Source organism: Chitinophaga sp. (genome assembly GCF_039596135.1).
Taxonomy (GTDB): domain Bacteria; phylum Bacteroidota; class Bacteroidia; order Chitinophagales; family Chitinophagaceae; genus Chitinophaga.
In genome coordinates, this window is sequence record NZ_JBCNKH010000023.1 from 31,434 (window position 1) to 48,003 (window position 16,570).

The 16,570-nt window shown below is 43.0% G+C and carries 17 protein-coding genes; 7 read left to right on the top strand and 10 right to left on the bottom strand.

The window, feature by feature from the left end; translation table 11 throughout:
* The first annotated feature begins 112 nt into the window (after positions 1-112).
* The gene (locus tag ABDW16_RS15205) at positions 113-1,534 is read left to right on the top strand and encodes a glycoside hydrolase family 30 beta sandwich domain-containing protein (RefSeq protein ID WP_343670815.1); all 1,422 of its coding nucleotides are present in this window, start codon (positions 113-115) and stop codon (positions 1,532-1,534) included.
* Here the strand turns inward: ABDW16_RS15205 and nhaA are convergent, their stop codons facing one another.
* Both nhaA and ABDW16_RS15215 read right to left on the bottom strand, forming a co-directional pair.
* Positions 1,535-2,836, bottom strand: coding sequence for a Na+/H+ antiporter NhaA (gene nhaA, locus ABDW16_RS15210; protein ID WP_343670816.1), 1,302 nt, complete (start codon positions 2,834-2,836; stop codon positions 1,535-1,537).
* A gap of 63 nt (positions 2,837-2,899) precedes the next feature.
* Positions 2,900-3,088 (bottom strand): hypothetical protein, encoded by a 189-nt coding sequence (locus tag ABDW16_RS15215; RefSeq protein WP_343670817.1) that lies wholly within the window; start codon positions 3,086-3,088, stop codon positions 2,900-2,902.
* Between the two features lie 610 nt (positions 3,089-3,698).
* On the opposite strand from ABDW16_RS15215, the gene ABDW16_RS15220 reads away from it, so the two are divergent.
* Together ABDW16_RS15220 and ABDW16_RS15225 are read left to right on the top strand one after the other, a co-directional pair.
* A complete protein-coding gene (locus ABDW16_RS15220) occupies positions 3,699-4,634 on the top strand; it encodes an NADP-dependent oxidoreductase (protein WP_343670818.1) in 936 nt (311 codons plus the stop codon).
* 9 nt (positions 4,635-4,643) lie between these two features.
* On the top strand, positions 4,644-5,561 hold the full coding sequence (locus ABDW16_RS15225) for a helix-turn-helix transcriptional regulator (protein WP_343670820.1): 918 nt from the start codon (positions 4,644-4,646) through the stop codon (positions 5,559-5,561).
* A gap of 72 nt (positions 5,562-5,633) precedes the next feature.
* Here ABDW16_RS15225 and ABDW16_RS15230 read toward each other — a convergent pair whose 3' ends face one another.
* Genes ABDW16_RS15230 through ABDW16_RS15240 form a run of 3 tightly spaced genes read right to left on the bottom strand, consistent with a single transcriptional unit; the run spans position 5,634 to position 8,113 of the window.
* Positions 5,634-6,407, bottom strand: a complete 774-nt coding sequence (locus ABDW16_RS15230) for an ABC transporter permease (protein WP_343670822.1) — start codon at positions 6,405-6,407, stop codon at positions 5,634-5,636.
* Between the two features lie 3 nt (positions 6,408-6,410).
* On the bottom strand, positions 6,411-7,178 hold the full coding sequence (locus ABDW16_RS15235) for an ATP-binding cassette domain-containing protein (RefSeq protein WP_343670823.1): 768 nt from the start codon (positions 7,176-7,178) through the stop codon (positions 6,411-6,413).
* Between the two features lie 11 nt (positions 7,179-7,189).
* Positions 7,190-8,113 carry a pentapeptide repeat-containing protein gene (locus ABDW16_RS15240; RefSeq protein WP_343670825.1) on the bottom strand — a complete coding sequence of 308 codons (924 nt, stop codon included), beginning with the start codon at positions 8,111-8,113 and terminating at the stop codon, positions 7,190-7,192.
* A 204-nt stretch (positions 8,114-8,317) separates the two neighbouring features.
* Here ABDW16_RS15240 and ABDW16_RS15245 point away from each other — a divergent pair, with 204 nt between their 5' ends.
* Positions 8,318-10,273 carry a KUP/HAK/KT family potassium transporter gene (locus tag ABDW16_RS15245; protein WP_343670826.1) on the top strand — a complete coding sequence of 652 codons (1,956 nt, stop codon included), beginning with the start codon at positions 8,318-8,320 and terminating at the stop codon, positions 10,271-10,273.
* Positions 10,274-10,337: 64 nt separating this feature from the next.
* Here the strand turns inward: ABDW16_RS15245 and ABDW16_RS15250 are convergent, their stop codons facing one another.
* The 4 genes from ABDW16_RS15250 to ABDW16_RS15265 form a co-directional block, all read right to left on the bottom strand.
* The gene (locus ABDW16_RS15250; protein ID WP_343670827.1) at positions 10,338-11,255 is read right to left on the bottom strand and encodes a helix-turn-helix transcriptional regulator; all 918 of its coding nucleotides are present in this window, start codon (positions 11,253-11,255) and stop codon (positions 10,338-10,340) included.
* Positions 11,256-11,339: 84 nt separating this feature from the next.
* Complete coding sequence (locus ABDW16_RS15255; RefSeq protein WP_343670828.1) at positions 11,340-11,492, bottom strand: SDR family oxidoreductase; 153 nt, start codon at positions 11,490-11,492, stop codon at positions 11,340-11,342.
* A 266-nt stretch (positions 11,493-11,758) separates the two neighbouring features.
* Complete coding sequence (locus ABDW16_RS15260; RefSeq protein ID WP_343670829.1) at positions 11,759-12,913, bottom strand: L-dopachrome tautomerase-related protein; 1,155 nt, start codon at positions 12,911-12,913, stop codon at positions 11,759-11,761.
* Between the two features lie 6 nt (positions 12,914-12,919).
* On the bottom strand, positions 12,920-13,519 hold the full coding sequence (locus ABDW16_RS15265; protein WP_343670830.1) for an NAD(P)H-dependent oxidoreductase: 600 nt from the start codon (positions 13,517-13,519) through the stop codon (positions 12,920-12,922).
* Positions 13,520-13,661: 142 nt separating this feature from the next.
* Here ABDW16_RS15265 and ABDW16_RS15270 point away from each other — a divergent pair, with 142 nt between their 5' ends.
* Positions 13,662-13,961: a winged helix-turn-helix transcriptional regulator gene (locus ABDW16_RS15270; RefSeq protein WP_343670832.1), complete on the top strand. Its 300-nt coding sequence runs from the start codon at positions 13,662-13,664 to the stop codon at positions 13,959-13,961.
* 84 nt (positions 13,962-14,045) lie between these two features.
* Here the strand turns inward: ABDW16_RS15270 and ABDW16_RS15275 are convergent, their stop codons facing one another.
* Positions 14,046-15,098: an NAD(P)-dependent alcohol dehydrogenase gene (locus ABDW16_RS15275; protein WP_343670834.1), complete on the bottom strand. Its 1,053-nt coding sequence runs from the start codon at positions 15,096-15,098 to the stop codon at positions 14,046-14,048.
* 251 nt (positions 15,099-15,349) lie between these two features.
* On the opposite strand from ABDW16_RS15275, the gene ABDW16_RS15280 reads away from it, so the two are divergent.
* Both ABDW16_RS15280 and ABDW16_RS15285 read left to right on the top strand, forming a co-directional pair.
* Positions 15,350-15,682: a metalloregulator ArsR/SmtB family transcription factor gene (locus ABDW16_RS15280; protein WP_343670836.1), complete on the top strand. Its 333-nt coding sequence runs from the start codon at positions 15,350-15,352 to the stop codon at positions 15,680-15,682.
* Positions 15,683-15,738: 56 nt separating this feature from the next.
* Positions 15,739-16,566, top strand: coding sequence for an arsenite methyltransferase (locus ABDW16_RS15285; protein WP_343670838.1), 828 nt, complete (start codon positions 15,739-15,741; stop codon positions 16,564-16,566).
* The last annotated feature ends 4 nt before the right edge of the window (positions 16,567-16,570 follow it).

The window sequence follows — 16,570 nt, forward strand, 5'->3', positions numbered from 1 at the left end:
GACAGCCTTCCCACTAAAGTAGCAAAATAATTGGTAGTACCTTCCTTCCAATATTTTTAAACTATTTTAAATACTTTTCATATTTTCCGGCCCCAAATTCAACTGCCACGTTATGAGAAAACATTTAACCGTAGCAATTACCTTTGGCTGCTTAACTACAGCCTGCACCACCGGAAAACACGCTTTGGAGGCCGATGCAACAACAGTCAATGCCTGGGTTAGTAGCGGCAATCAGCAGCACCTGTTGCAAGAACAGGCAGGGCTTCGCCTTTCGAAATATAACAACAACGAATATACCACCATTGAAGTAGACAGTACACAGGCATACCAGCAGGTAGAAGGATTCGGCTACACCCTCACAGGTGGCAGCGCACAGCTCATCAATGCCATGGATGATACCGCAAAGCACCGATTATTGGAGGAGGTATTTGGCACGAAGGAGCATCAACTCGCTGTCAGTTACCTGAGAATCAGCATTGGCGCTTCAGACCTGAATGCAACTGTTTTTTCATACGACGATGTACCAGCCGGAACAACAGATGAAACGCTGGCACATTTTTCACTGGCACCTGACCTGGCGGGTGGAACAGGATTGGTACCACTGCTGCAGGAGATATTACTAATCAATCCGGCCATCAAAATCATGGCTGCACCCTGGAGCCCACCTGCCTGGATGAAGGATAATAAGTCATCTAAAGGTGGTGTCTTGCTGCCGCAATATTATGCCGCATATGCACAGTATTTTGTAAAATATATCCAGGCAATGCAAGCAGCGGGCATCCCGGTAGACGCCATTACGCCGCAGAATGAACCACTACATCCCGGCAATAATCCCAGCCTTAAAATGCTGGCAGAAGAGCAGCGGGATTTTATTAAATACCACCTGGGACCCGCATTCGCTGCGGCAGGCATCCGTACCAAAATCGTTGTATACGATCATAATTGCGACCGGCCTGATTATCCGCTCACGATACTTGCAGACACTGCCGCCAGTAAATATGTGCACGGCAGCGCTTTTCACCTGTATGCCGGAGATATCAGTGCATTGACAAAAGTACACAACGCAGCGCCGGACAAAGCCATTTACTTCACGGAACAATGGACTGGCTCCCGGGAAGCGTTCGAAAAGAATCTTCGCTGGCATATGAAAAATGTAATCATTGGTGCCATGCGTAATTATAGCCGTACAGCCCTTGAGTGGAATCTTGCAAATGACCCGGGTTACGGGCCACATACCCCCCGTGGCTGTACGCAATGCAAAGGCGCGTTTACCATCAATGGCAACCATGTGACCCGCGATGTAGGCTATTATATTATTGCGCATGCATCCCGGTTTGTACCCCCGGGTGCTGTGAGGATTGGGAGTAACAGCGCAGGCAAGTTGCATAGCGTAGCCTTTAAAAGACCTGATGGCAGGAAAGTAGCGATCATAGTAAATGATAGCGATACTGAGACGCTTTTCAACTTACGGTACCAGGGCAGACAGGCGGTGGTAGCGCTGCCGGCGGCGGGTGTAGGAACGTATGTTTTTTAATTATTTAATTCTTCTCAGTACAATCAGTCCTATTGTACCTGCCAGAAAAGACGCCACCAGTATGCCATATTTTGCCTGATCGGTAAAAGTGCCTTCGTTGAATGCCAGTCCGGTAATAAACAGCGACATAGTGAAACCGATACCTGCCAGTATTGCCACCCCGCCAATATGCGTCCATCGTGCATTGGCGGGTAGTGATGCCAGCTTCATTTTTACCATCAGCCAGGTAAATGTAAAGATGCCTGCAAACTTACCGATCAATAAGCCAGCAATAATGCCGAGGCTCACCGGGTTTAACAATGAAGAGAAAAAATCACTGCCAATAGGCATGCCGGAGTTGGCTAAAGCAAACAGGGGCATGATGACAAACGCTACCCAGGGATGAAGGTAATTTTCTATTTTCTGTAAAGGAGTTTCAGCATCCAGGCTTAACTGCTTGATTTTTTCTAACGCCACCAACTGCTCGTGGGATATTAAAGAGCCATCCTGTCTCCGGGCAGCTTCAAATTCATCTGCATAATCACGTGCATCTTTCAAAAACTCATCTTCATTAATTTTCGGACGTGCCGGAATGGTGAAAGCCACCAATACACCTGCAATAGTAGCATGGACGCCTGATAGTAAGAATCCACCCCACACCACAATTCCAAGAATGAGATAAAATACCGGGTGGCGAATGCCCAGACTATTTCCCAGCACCAGTAACAGTAAGAATGCAAACGCGATCAGCAGGGGGAGAAATGCAATATGGGCAGTATAGAAAAATGCAATGACCAATACCGCGCCTAGATCATCCGCAACAGCAAGTGCAGATAAAAATACTTTTACAGATCCGGGTATCCGGTTGCCGGCAAGGGATAATAAGGTTAAAGAAAATGCGATGTCTGTGGCCATTGGAATACCCCAACCGCCTGCTGAAGGCGTACCGTTATTGACAGATAAATATATTAACGCGGGCACTAACATTCCGCCCAAAGCAGCTACCAAAGGAAGGGAAGCCTTTTTTAAAGAGGACAACTCCCCGGCTATGAACTCGCGTTTTAATTCAAGTCCGATCACAAAAAAGAATACGGCCATTAAGCCATCGTTAATCCAGGTATGGAGGGGTTTGTTAAAGCTCATCGAGTGGAATGCAACTGATAGATTCGTCTCCCAGAGATGGAGATAACCTTCCTGTGCAGAAGAATTGGCCCATATGATGGCAATCAATACACTTAGAAATAAAACAATACTACTGGTAAATTCCTGGTGAATAAATTTATTTACAGGCTTAAGAATCTGTTCAATTGGAGATTTTGCCATTTTCCATGCTGAGTTTGATGAACTATGCACAAATATCTCAAATTTTTCAAAGAAATGGTACTGCTATTCCAGTACCCACACTGGATAGTCATCGTCAATACTATACAATATGATATCATCTTCATTCATTTCAAGGCGGAATAAACTTTCATTTTCAATTTGCCTGAGTGCCTGCATATAGAAGATGCCATCCAGCATGTGGATCACAATTGGAACAATAGCGCGGCGGTCTATACAAAGAGAATTGTTCATAAATCTGAATTTATGATGTTCATTCTTTTCATAATAGGGCCTGCTATATAGCCTCATATATATATCGCTTACTGTCATTATCGGGATATTTAAGATTTGAGGAAAAGGGAACCTTGAATATTTGCTACTACGAATATCAGCGACTGACCCGGCCGGCACGTACGGATGTGTCTTTTAATAAAAGCGCTCATTATTCACTATCTGGCTTCATAGCAAAGCCATGGCATCTATTACGATGCAGCAATTTATAAACAATTACAGTTGCCAGGTCATCACTCCAAATTTGCAATAACCATATGGAAACTCAGTTTAGACACATGGTTCCGTCTTGTATCTTTTGATTCTTTTAGATTATCCGACTGAGATAATGAAGGTGGAAAAAAGAGGGCTGCAAAGAGTATTTATCGTAAACTCAAACATTGATCTTACTAAAGGTATGGATTATCTTCTCCCCCACCTAATTTATTTATTTTCAGAACAATCCGCTAAAATGGCTGCCCCGTCTGTAACTTCTTTCCGCCAATACTTCATTTTATGTTACAATATGGTCAGATCCGGTTACATCCCCGTCTTCCCTCCTATCTACCTTTGTGCTATCAAAAACAGTAAAATGAAAGTTAAAAGAATTCAGTTTGACCGTTACGGCGAAGCCACTGAAATGTATATAGGTGATTATGAATTACCCGCATTAAAAAACAATGAAGTCATGGTAAGCGTCAGGGTGGCAGCCATCAATCCGCTGGACTGGAAACAACGAAAAGGGGCTTTGAAAATGATAATGCCAAAGCAATTCCCCAAAGGCATCGGCAATGATTTCGCAGGTATTGTTGAAGCGATTGGAGAAGACGTATGGAATGTAAGAGTAGGAGATGAAGTATTTGGCACAATGGATCCAAAATACCCCGGCGCATTTGCGCAAATGCTCATCACTGCTGCTAAACAGGTGACTAAAAAGCCTGCTCAGATTTCTCTTTCAGAAGCCGCCTGTTTGCCTATACCTTGTGCCACTGCATGGGCAGCATTGTTTATAAAAGGCAATATTTCAAAAAATTCAAGGGTGCTTGTCAATGGCTGTATGGGCACTGTTGGCAGCATGGCCGTTCAACTGGCCCGGTCAAAAGGAGCTTTTGTAGCCGGCACCTGTGCTGAAAAAGATATGGAACTTGCCAGAAACAGCGGACTGAATGCTGTGTATAATTACGCAGCAAACAATCAATGGAAGGATATTGCGCCTTTTGATCTCGTGTTTGATACCTCAGGGTTCATGCAGCCCGGCACAGGTTTTTCCCTGCTCAGGCCCAATGGAAAGTTCGTAGATATTAACCCTACACCGGGCCGGATACTGAGAGGATTATTTTCACGGAAATATAAAATGACATTCGCAACAGCAGGTATGAAACATCTGCCGGAATTTGCCGAAATTGCAGGCAAAGAATACATAAAAGTGAATATCGGGAAGGAAATTGATTTTTCAGACGCAATAAATGTTATAACAAAAATTGAGAATGGTGAAAAGATGAACGGAAGAGTTGTTATAAATATTTAAACGGGCAAAATGTCTTCATCTAAATTAATGCATTTTAAAACGATCACAGACCTGCATAGGTCTTGTGGGTTACCACAGCCGGAGCATCCCCTGGTGAGTGTGATCGATTATAGTACGATCAATATCCCGGCTATGCCGGCAGGTATTGCATTTGACGGTTACTCCATAGCTATCAAAAAGGAAACTGCGGGTTTAAAAATAACATATGGTCAGCAAAAATATGACTTTGATGAAGGCGTGATGTTGTTTACAGCGCCCGGCCAGGTAATAAAAATTGAGGCAATCCAGGATACTGCTGCCAGACATTCGGGCTGGATCCTGTTCATTCATCCCGATTTTCTCTGGCATACTTCATTGGCCAAAACGATCAAACGGTACGAATACTTTAACTATTCTGTGCATGAAGCACTGTTCCTTTCGGATAAGGAAGAAAATATTATCAACACGATCGTACAGAATATCCGGCAGGAGTATTATTCAAACATTGACCATTTTAGTCAGGGTATTGTGATTGCACATCTGGAAACTTTGCTGAGTTATGCAGAACGGTTTTATCACCGGCAGTTTATTACGCGCAAGAAAGCGAATCATCAGCTGCTAAACCGCCTCGAAGCAGTAATTGATGACTATTTCAATAAGGGGGAATTAACTACGGGTGGATTACCTTCCGTTCAGTTGATTGCCGGCAGGTTAAATGTGTCTGCTGCTTACCTGAGCAGGATGCTTAAAATACTGACGGGGCAAAGTACGCAGCAGCATATTCAGGATAAGCTGATCGAAAAGGCGAAAGAAAAGTTGTCTACGACAGATTTATCTGTCAGTGAGATTGCTTATCAGCTGGGGTTTGAGCATTCGCAAACTTTTAGCAGGTTGTTTAAAAGTAAAACGAATCAGTCGCCGGTGGAGTTTAGGGCTTCGTTTAATTAGTTCGGGTAGCGACAACCCAAAGGGTCTGACTTTCCCTTTGGGTTATTGAAACTGAACTTGTCGTGAATTCACTTACGCCCGCTTCTTATACACGCCTGTGGCAAGAATATAGGCCATCATCATAATAGCTGCGCACCATGCAAGGGCAACCCCTAATTCCTTGCCCACCGGCTGGTTAGAAAGCAGGGCGCGTATGGCATTCACTATTGGCGTTACCGGTTGATTTTCGGCAAAGGCGCGCACAGGGCCCGGCATGGTCCCGGTAGGCACAAACGCCGAACTAATGAGCGGCAGAAAGTGAATTGGATAAGCAATCACACCTGCACCATCCACCGATTTTGCAGACAACCCGGCAATGGCGGCGATCCAGGTCAGGGCCAATGTAAACAGTGCGAGTATACCAGCCACTGCGAGCCATGACAATACACCTGCCGGCGAACGAAAACCCATGATGAGCGCCACAAGCACCACTACAACAAGCGAAAGCGCATTAGACACCAACGCTGTAAGCACATGCCCCCACAGCGCAGCTGAACGTGCAATGGGCATGGAATGGAAACGTTCGAATATGCCACGCTGCTTATCTAAAAACAGGCGGTAAGACACATAGCCGATACTGTTAGCAACTGCAATCAGCAGTATACCCGGCAACAGGTAATTTATATAGCTATCCGTGCCGGTATGAATGGCGCCGCCCAGCACATAGACGAAGAGCAGCATCATGGCAATAGGCATGATGGTAACCGTAATGATGGTATCCAGGCTGCGGAAGATATGGCGCATGGAACGTCCAAGCATAACACCCATATCCTTTAGAAAATAGTTCTTTATGATGATCGTCTCCATTTTTTAGTTGTTTTGTTTTTTACCAATGATTGACAGGAATATTTCTTCCAGTGTGGGCTGTTTTTCAATGTACTCCACTTTTGCCGGCGGGAACAGCTTTTTCAGATCTGCGAGCGTACCACTTACGATGATCCTGCCCTGATCGAGAATGGCGATCCTGTCTGCAAGCTGCTCAGCTTCTTCCAGGTACTGGGTGGTGAGCAATACCGTTACGCCACTGGCGGCAAGCTCTTTGATGATCTTCCACACTTCAAGACGGGCTTCGGGATCAAGCCCTGTGGTTGGCTCATCCAGGAAAATAAGCTGCGCATTGCCCACGAGGCTCATAGCGATATCCAACCGGCGGCGCATACCGCCTGAATAAGTAGCCACCCTGCGGTCAGCAGCATCGCTCAGGCCAAAGCGTTTAAGCAGATCGCCGGCTACTTGCCGCGGATGCCTGAGATGCCGTAGCCGGGCAATCATAACCAGGTTCTCCCGGCCGGTGAGTATTTCGTCTACAGCGGCAAACTGACCGGTCAGACTGATCGAAGCGCGCACGTTATCCGGATGTAATGTAACATCGAACCCATTGACGATGGCATTTCCGCTATCTTGCCGGAGTAGTGTACTGAGTATTTTGACAATAGTTGTCTTACCAGCACCGTTGGCGCCGAGCAGGGCGAAAATGCTGCCCTTTTCCACTTCGAAATCTACCCCCTTCAGAACATGAAGCTGCTTGTATGACTTTTGCAGCCCTTTTACCTGGATAGCCTTGTTTGGTATATTCATTTCTGCCTGGTTTAAATGATGATAACTTTTGATAAATCCGGAACCCATAACCCTTTAAGTGCAGCGTAGGTTAGTTTATCCATTTTTGCCCCATCGAATGAAACGGTTTTGAAGGCACGGTAAGATTTACTGGTGATGGAAAAAGGCAGCGTGAATGACACGTTCCTGAGTGTCGCCCCCTTAAACGAAACGTCGTTCAGCGCGGACTTGTCGAACCTGACGCCAGTAAAGGTCTGCCCATCGAAACAAATTCCCCGCAGATCGCAATAATTGAAATCGACACCGTTAAAGATGCAGTTCTCAAAGATTGTTTTTCTGAGGTCAGTTTTGGTCAGGTTCACATCGACCATATTCACGTCTGTGAACTTCGCACCTTGTCCCGATAGGCTCAGGGTGGTGCGTACAAGGATGGATTTGCGGAAGCTTGCATCTGTAAGGTCAGTCATGGAAAAATTGCAGTCTGTCAGATTTGCACCATCAAAATTGGCTTCGTGCGCATCAATGGCCTCAAAGGAGCTACCGGTCAGGTCAGCACCGGCAAAGTTGGCCCCGCGCAATGGACTTGCTTTGAATTTTCCGTTGTGCAATATAACACCTGCGAAATCGCTACCCTGCAGGTCTACTGCCGTGAGGTTGATGGGTACCTGGCGCTCTTCAGAACGTGAGAGGTTGTTGGCCTCCTGTACTGGTTGCTCGCTTTTAGGGGTGGGTTCATCATCGTTCGCGGGTTCGGTGCTATCTGCAAAGTAATTAAGGTCAACGCCCAGGATTTCGGCGAGCCGGTTAAAAGTAGTGATGTCTGGCATTGATTCACCACGCTCCCATTTTCCTACTGCCTGCTGGCTAATAAATAAATGTTGGGCAAGCTGTGCCTGAGACATATTCATCGCTTTTCGTGCTTTGGCAATTTTGTTACCAATAATCGTAGTTTCCATATTGCGTATCTTTTTTGTTTTATTTTGTCGACAGGGCAAAGGTATATTCCTCGTTGCCAGCATTCGAAAATGGGCTACCACTTATAGTTGTAAGGGTACTACTTTTAGTGGTTATTCAACAACTGGTGGTAGTATGTTAGCACTTATTTTAAGTTAATAGAATTACATTGCAGATATTTTTAATTCTAGTCCTTGTAAACAACTATGAGTAACCTATCTCATGCTCCAGCCAGTCACATCAGCAATCAATTCAAATGGGGAGGGGTACTACTCGCCCTGGGAATTGTTTTTGGAGACCTGGGAACTTCCCCGCTGTATACGTTTAAAGCAATAATCGGAGAAAAAGTCATATCTGAAACATTAGTCTTTGGTGGTGTTTCTGCAATATTCTGGACTCTGTTTTTCCAAACCACCTTAAAATATGTGCTCATTACCATGCGGGCGGACAATAATGGCGAAGGCGGGATTTTCTCCCTGTATGCCCTTATCCGCAGGTATGGCCAATGGGTGTTGTGGCCCGCTATTATCGGGGGTAGTTTTATGATTGCCGACAGCCTCATCACGCCTCCTATTTCGGTTACTTCTGCTATGGAAGGTCTCAAGGTACTCAATCCCAGTGTCCCCATCATGCCAATCACGATCGGGATATTGGTGGTGTTGTTTTTATTTCAGCAATCCGGCACGAACCGTATCGGCGTTTTCTTTGGTCCGGCTATGGTGATCTGGTTTGGCATGATTGCCATTCTCGGAATTACGAATCTTTCCGGCAATTTATATGTTTTGAAGGCTATCAATCCAATGTATGCCTATGATCTGGTAGTCAACTATCCGGGGGGCCTATGGGTGCTGGGGGGCGTATTTCTATGTACTACCGGCGCAGAGGCTTTATACGCGGATATGGGTCATGTAGGTAGGCGCAATATCCAGGTGGCCTGGATTTTTATTAAAATGGCCTTATTGCTCTGTTATTTTGGTGAAGCGGCGTTGTTATTGAAATACCAGGGGCAGCATCTTACCGCGATCGATGCCTTTTATGGATTGGTGCCCCAGTGGTTTTTAATTCCGAGTATCATTATCGCTACAGCCGCGACCATTATTGCCAGCCAGGCATTGATTACGGGAACGTTTACTCTTTTTAACGAGGCGATAAGGCTTAATGTGTGGCCGAAACTCCGGGTAGAATTTCCCACAGATATGAGAGGGCAGGTGTATGTTCCTTCCATTAATTGGCTGATGATGCTGGGCTGTATAGGAATGGTACTGCACTTTAAGGAGTCTTCAAATATGGAGGCCGCATTCGGTCTGTCCGTTACAGTTACGATGCTGATGACTACCGTCTTATTGAGTTTTTACCTGTATACCCAACGAGTTCCCAAGCCCCTTGTTTTGCTGGTATTTCTTGTTTTTATCTGGATTGAAGTTACTTTCCTGGTGGCTAATCTTGCCAAGTTTGCGCACGGAGGCTGGATTTCGCTGGTGATTGGTCTCGCGCTGATTATTATTATGTATATATGGTTTGCAGGTAAAAATCTAAAGGCCCGGTACAAACGATTGGTTGATCTTAACAAGTATATTCCTACGCTGAGAATATTGAGTAACGATATGGAAGTACCGAAGTATGCTACGCACTTAGTGTATTTTACCATGGCGGAAAAACCAGATAAGGTAGAGGATCGTGCAATAAGTTCCATATTACATCAGCAACCGAAAAGAGCGGACATTTATTGGTTTATTCATGTAGAAGTGGATGATAAGCCTTATACAGCAACTTATACTTCACGCATTATAGAACCGGAAGAGGTCATATATGTTAAATTCACGCTGGGTTTCAGGATTGTGCCTCGCATTAATATTCTTTTTAAGAAGGTGGTATTTGAAATGGTCAAAAATAATGAACTGAAAATAGAGAGTAAATATTTTGATGCTGAAAGCGGGAATATACTGGGTGATTTTCGTTTCGTTATACTAAAAAGCTTCCTGTCAGTAGAAAATAGCCTGTCCTTATGGGATAATATGATTATGAGGTTGCATTTTATACTGGACAGGCTCAGCCTGCCTGATGACAAAGCGTATGGATTGGATGATAATAATGTGATTATTGAGCGAACGCCACTGATTCTGGGTAAGACAGAGAATATTACGCTTACCCGGGAATATTAGTTCTGCAGCGAGATACAATGCTCGTTTTGATAAAAAAGTTAGAAAAGCAAAAACTGCTACTTGTTTATTTGAATGACTGTCTGAACTCCAACGGAGAAATGTCGGTTTTCTTTTTAAACAGTTTGTTGAATGATTGTGGATATTCAAAACCTAATTGATACGCAATTTCGGATACGGATAAATTGGTTACAGTCAGTAATTCTTTGGCTTTTTCAATGAGTTTGTCGTGAATATGCTGCTGCGTGGTTCGCCCGGTAATGCTACGCAACATATCTGATAAATAATTGGGCGAAACATTGAGTTGTTCTGAAATAAATTGAACAGTTGGCAAGCCATTTTCAGATAGATTTTCATCAGTGAAACAATCAGTCAAAACATTTTCTAATCGAATTAAAATTTCATCGTTAACGATTTTCCTTGTAATGAATTGACGATTGTAAAAACGATTACTATACTGCAATAGCAATTCAATTTGAGCCACTATTACATCCTGGCTGTATTTATCTATATTATTGTGGTACTCTCTTTCAATGTTTTTGAAAATATTTTCCAAAATTTCTTCTTCCTGTTCGGATAAATGTAACGCCTCATTTACTTCATAAGAAAAATAACTATACCCTTTTATGGTCTTTGACAATGGATAGCCTGCCAGGAGGTCGGGATGAAAATGTAAGACTAAACCTTCGGGGGGCAACACATCACCTTGTTTGAAAGCCAATACCTGGTTGGGTGCAATAAATGTCATTACCCCGGAATCAAAATCGTAATAGCGTTGTCCATATTTGAACTTTCCTGCGTAGTTCTTTTTGATTGAAATAGCATAGAAACCAAAAGTACGGTATTCGGGTAGTGTTGGTTGTGGTTTTACATCTCCATTGTATCGGTAAATACTTACTAAAGGGTGCATTGGTTTAGACACGCCCCAAAACGATTGCTCTTCCAGTATGCTCTTAACGTGGTATGGTTTACTTTGTTCTTTCATTGTTACTAATTTAATAATTATTTCTATTTGGCGTTTTTGTAAGGTTCACAAAAGAAATTATCAAAGTATTTAACCTTTCTGTTTTTATTGCGATGTCATTCCACCATCAATTACCAAACTTGCACCGTGCATATAAGCGGAATAGGAAGTGGCAGGGAATAATGCAGCGTTGGCAATATCTTCGGGATAACCTACTCTGCCCGCGGGAAGCTGCTGCATATATTCGGGAACAGCCACTTCCTGATTTCCTGATCTTACTTGCTTAATGTGGCTCCTGGCGTTGTATTTTCCTGTATTAAAGTGTCAAACCGCCATCGACTAACAATACTGTTCCGTGTATGTAATCTGAATCAGGCGAAGCAAGGAACAACGCAGATTTTGCGATATCTTCGGGGCGCCCTATTCTGCAGGCAGGCATATCTTGAGCTGTTTCCATTTCTGCACTAACATTTTCTGTAAAGAATTTTGTTTCAATTATTATAGAACAATTTCCGGTCAGTATCTTACCTGTAAGGAACTCCTTTTGTCAGGGGCCTGAACCGAAAAATATAGAATGGAGCTGTTGCTAAACTTTTCCCATTATTGAAGACTGCGCCCAAATGAACCTGCGCCGCCGAAACATACATATAACCATCTGCAACGTTGTAACTAACCCCATCAGCCCAAAGCAATTTCTCGTCGGTGACAATGTTGTGCACGCTTCTGTCTTTGGCAAGAATAACCACTACGCTGTTACTTTCCATTGCGGTCAGGTATAAGTTGCCGTCATTATCAATGCTTAATCCGCCATTGTTGGGTTTGCCGGAATAAGTTTCTATTCGTTTGTCCAATTCAGTCTCGGTCAAATTTTCGTTCAGCAGGTCGGTAAGTTTCGTACGATACATTTTACTACCGTTCAACGGTGCATAATACAGCCATTCAAAATTTTTATCCGCCGTGATTCCGTCACAACCCACTAAAAGATTTCTGTCGTTTACCGCCAGCGGCTTTCCCTTGATAACTGTCGGCGTATTTTCGGGCAAGGTAGTTCGTGAACCTTCTAATAAACGTCTTGTGGTTCCCGTTTTCATATCAACCACAATCAACGCTGCAGCACTTCCATTACCACCATTTCCAATTCCTTCGTCTGCAATCACAAAAACGCCATGTTTGGTATCAACTACCATATCATTAGGTTGTGACGTTGGTGCAAGTGATGTTGCAGGCAAATAATAAATACGTTCCAACTTGTCTGTAATGGTATTCCAACCGACAATTTTAGGCGTAACAGGATTGCGTTGTCCCATATCCAACATCCAGACAATGCCGTTTTCATCGTTCCTGATTCCCAAAACATTGCTTAAATAATGGTCGTCTGTTTCCCGTGGCGTATTCCATTCTTTGTTTGGAAATGGCGTAGTCGTTTTCGTTTTGTCGTTGTATTTTACCACCCGAAAAGTCGGATTGAAAAATGGGTGGTGACTATACACCATATCGCCTTGATATGTGAAAGCAATGTTGCCAACGGACTGCCCAACTGTTGCAAAAACTTCTGACTGCACTTTTTCTCCCAAAACACTACTGCTGCTGTTGCTGGTTGGTAAATCTTTTTTTACTCCCTGCGCACTTGATGTAATGCTCGCCAATACAGTAATACCTGCAATAAATAGTCCTTTCATTTCTTCTTAAATTGATTGAATAATTTGTTCTATTGCTAAACGGGATTTCGGTTTAACTGATGGCTGATTGGTGTCTTCTGAATTTCTGTAACCAATAGCAACGGCAAACAGCGTTTTATATCCGTTCAATTGCAGGATTTTATCATACTCTTCGGTTTTAATTCCTTCCATTGGTGTGCTGTCAATTTCCAGACTGGCACAAGCCGAAAGAAAAAATCCAAGCGAGAGATAAACCTGATGTTGTAACCAGGATTTGATTGCAGCTTCGGGTAAGGGTTTCAGAAAAGTGTTATAATAATTGACAGCGCCTTCGGGCAAATTTTGTTGGATTTGTTCTTCAAATTTTTCAACGCTGTCAATCGCGCTAAACACAATCAAGTGGCTTGTTTCTTTAATTTTCTGCTCGTTGTGATAAGAAACAGGAGCCAATTCCTGTTTTGTTTTTTCGTCCGAAACAAAAATAAACTTCCAGGGTTGGCTATTGATAGATGACGGGCTTAACCGTAAAATCTCTTTTAACTGCTGTATTTTCTCGTCAGCAATTTTTTCGTTTGTATTATACCTCTTCGTGGTATATCTGTTTTTTGCAAGGTCTAAAAAACTCATTTTCTAAATTTTTAATACTATACTTTTTATAGTTGCAAAACTAACTATAGTATATTATCTTTGCAAGAACGGTCAAAATAGATAGTATCCGATGCATTATTGTATAGACAACAAACAGTTTCCTTGTAGCACAAGCCTGACAATGAATTATATAGGTGGAAAATGGAAAGCCGTAATTCTCCTTCATTTGATCGAAAAAAAACGTTATAATGAATTGAGAAAAGAACTTTCAATGGTTACAGAACGGACCATAAGTCTTCAACTGAAAGAGTTGGAAGAAGACGGATTGATTAAACGCACCGTTTACACAACCAAACCGCCTTTGAAGGTGGAATATCAATTAACAGCATTTGGGAAAACGCTTATTCCCTTGCTAAATGCCATTGCCGATTGGGGAAAAGAAACAGCCAAAAGGGATAAACGGGTAAGTGTCGTCAAGTGAGTTTCACAGCACCGCTAAGTAATATAAAAAAACACCACAGATGAAAAATAGATTTGAACTATCTGTGCATCTGTGGCTTTTGGTTTACAAAGTTGCCATATCAATTACAAAACGATAATGCACATCCCCTTTTTCCATTCTTTCAAAGGCAGTATGAATATCTTTCATCTTAATCATTTCAATTTCTGCCGTAATGTTGTGTGCAGCACAGAAATCGAGCATTTCCTGTGTTTCGGGAATGCCGCCGACTGCGGAGCCTACAACACTTCTACGCCCTAATTGCAATGACAAACCAACGTTTTTAACTTCCAGACCTTTTGGAGGAATGCCTACGCAAATATGAACACCATTTAATTTTAAGAGAGAAAGATAGAAATCGAAATCGTGTTCTGCACTAACGGTATCCACAATAAAATCGAAAGATGATTTTACTTTTTCGACTTCGGCGATATTTTTAGTAACCACAAAGTTTGTTGCGCCTAATTTTCTTGCATCGGCTTCTTTTTTCGGGGAGGTGCTGAGAACGGTAACTTCTGCACCTAAGGCAACGGCAAATTTAACTGCCATATGTCCTAATCCGCCTAAACCGAGCACCGCAACTTTATGTCCTTTGCCAACTTTCCAATGTTTTAATGGCGAATAAGTCGTGATTCCTGCACAAAGTAATGGTGCGGTTGCTGCAAGGTTTAAACTTTCGGAAACGTGTAATGTGAATTTTTCGTCTGTAACGATAGTGTTGGAATACCCGCCATAGGTCGGTAAATTATCTCTGTATTTATCTAAATTATTGTAAGTTGCGACAACGCCTTCTTTGCAGTAAACTTCCAGACCGTCTTCGCAATGCTCACAATGTCCGCAGGAATTTACTAATGTTCCAACTCCTGCTAAATCTCCAACTTTGAAGTTTTTAACATGGTCGCCTACTTTTACAACCCGGCCTACAATTTCATGTCCGGGTATCATTGGAAAAATACCCTCAAACCATTCGTTATTGATTTGTGCTAAATCGGAATGACAAACACCACAATACAGAATTTCAATCTGTACATCGTGATTGCCTACTTCCCGTCTTTCAAAATTCCAGGGCGCTAACTTGTCATTAGCTTTATGTACTGCATATCCTTTTGCTTGTATCATAATATTATTTTTTAGATTGTAAAATTGGGCAAAAGGGTGTAGTCTGAATTATCCAAATCTCTGAAATCAGTGTCCAAAAAAATGTGAAATGAAAATTTAACGGACTGTTTGTCATTGGGTTATAGTTCATACCAACGGCACTGAACTGGCTGTAAAAATTGGTACGCGATGGCGCCAATATTTGAAGTTGAAACATCAGCCTGATTTTTAAAAATTTGCTTTATTCGGAATTATTATCGTAATATTGCGATATGGGGTTAACGAAATCAGATTTATTTACCAAAGAGCAAAATGATATTGCCAATATGGCGAAGGCGATAGGGCACCCTGCCCGCATTGCTATTTTGCAATACCTGGTAAAAAAGAACGCCTGTGTAACGGGCGACCTGGTTGAAGAACTCGGGCTTGCACAGGCAACTACTTCGCAGCACTTAAAAGAACTCAAAAACGCGGGGATTATTCAAGGGACAGTAACAGGCCCCAGTGTATGCTATTGCATCGATCCTAAGGTCTGGAAACAGTATAAAAACGTCTTTCATACATTCTTCAGTGAGGTGAAAATTGATGACAGCAGTTGCTGCTGATTTTTTTTGCCCGCACCTATCGCAATATTGCAATTATACGATAATGTAATTCTATTATGCAAACGGATGAACAACTCAAGGAATTGGTTAAACAGAAATACAGTGAAATCGCTTCCCAGGATAAAGCGGCCAATCAGGCCTCCTGTTGTGGTGCCGGTGGCTGTTCTACAGAGGTATACAATATTATGAGTGATGACTATAGTCACCTGGAAGGATATACTCCTGATGCGGACCTCGGACTGGGATGCGGACTGCCGACTCAGTTTGCAAAGATTGAACCGGGCAATACTGTTATCGATCTTGGTTCAGGTGCGGGCAATGACTGTTTTATTGCAAGAAGAGAAGTGGGTGAAACTGGTAAGGTGATTGGCATTGATTTTACACCGGCTATGATAGAACGTGCCCGGAGCAATGCGGACAAACTCGGGTATAATAATGTGGAGTTTCGACAGGGGGATATTGAAAAGATGCCGGTAGGTGGAAATGTGGCGGATGTAGTGGTGAGTAATTGTGTGCTGAACCTGGTGCCTAATAAAGATGGGGTGATAAAGGAAGTTTTCCGGGTGTTGAAACCCGGTGGTCATTTCAGCATTTCTGATATTGTGCTGGATGGCGTGCTGCCGGGTAAACTACAGGAGGCTGCGGAGATGTATGCAGGTTGTGTATCAGGTGCTATTCAAAAGCAACAATACCTGCAGTTAATTACTGACAATGGGTTTAAGAATATGATGGTGCAAAAGGAAAAGGCTATCTATATCCCGGATGATATATTGAGTCATTATTTATCTGCTGCAGAGATAGCGGCTTTCCGGGCTGGGAGTAGTGGTATTTACAGCATTACTGTTTTTGCAGAGAAACCTTGTTGTGCACCTGGGTGCTGTTGATAAA

Bases quoted from the DNA above. Each gene is read 5' to 3' on its own strand.
- ABDW16_RS15205 (WP_343670815.1), top strand. From the start codon at position 113: ATGAGAAAACATTTAACCGTAGCAATTACCTTTGGCTGCTTAACTACA.
- nhaA (WP_343670816.1), bottom strand. From the start codon at position 2,836: ATGGCAAAATCTCCAATTGAACAGATTCTTAAGCCTGTAAATAAATTT.
- ABDW16_RS15215 (WP_343670817.1), bottom strand. From the start codon at position 3,088: ATGAACAATTCTCTTTGTATAGACCGCCGCGCTATTGTTCCAATTGTG.
- ABDW16_RS15220 (WP_343670818.1), top strand. From the start codon at position 3,699: ATGAAAGTTAAAAGAATTCAGTTTGACCGTTACGGCGAAGCCACTGAA.
- ABDW16_RS15225 (WP_343670820.1), top strand. From the start codon at position 4,644: ATGTCTTCATCTAAATTAATGCATTTTAAAACGATCACAGACCTGCAT.
- ABDW16_RS15230 (WP_343670822.1), bottom strand. From the start codon at position 6,407: ATGGAGACGATCATCATAAAGAACTATTTTCTAAAGGATATGGGTGTT.
- ABDW16_RS15235 (WP_343670823.1), bottom strand. From the start codon at position 7,178: ATGAATATACCAAACAAGGCTATCCAGGTAAAAGGGCTGCAAAAGTCA.
- ABDW16_RS15240 (WP_343670825.1), bottom strand. From the start codon at position 8,113: ATGGAAACTACGATTATTGGTAACAAAATTGCCAAAGCACGAAAAGCG.
- ABDW16_RS15245 (WP_343670826.1), top strand. From the start codon at position 8,318: ATGAGTAACCTATCTCATGCTCCAGCCAGTCACATCAGCAATCAATTC.
- ABDW16_RS15250 (WP_343670827.1), bottom strand. From the start codon at position 11,255: ATGAAAGAACAAAGTAAACCATACCACGTTAAGAGCATACTGGAAGAG.
- ABDW16_RS15260 (WP_343670829.1), bottom strand. From the start codon at position 12,913: ATGAAAGGACTATTTATTGCAGGTATTACTGTATTGGCGAGCATTACA.
- ABDW16_RS15265 (WP_343670830.1), bottom strand. From the start codon at position 13,519: ATGAGTTTTTTAGACCTTGCAAAAAACAGATATACCACGAAGAGGTAT.
- ABDW16_RS15270 (WP_343670832.1), top strand. From the start codon at position 13,662: ATGAATTATATAGGTGGAAAATGGAAAGCCGTAATTCTCCTTCATTTG.
- ABDW16_RS15275 (WP_343670834.1), bottom strand. From the start codon at position 15,098: ATGATACAAGCAAAAGGATATGCAGTACATAAAGCTAATGACAAGTTA.
- ABDW16_RS15280 (WP_343670836.1), top strand. From the start codon at position 15,350: ATGGGGTTAACGAAATCAGATTTATTTACCAAAGAGCAAAATGATATT.
- ABDW16_RS15285 (WP_343670838.1), top strand. From the start codon at position 15,739: ATGCAAACGGATGAACAACTCAAGGAATTGGTTAAACAGAAATACAGT.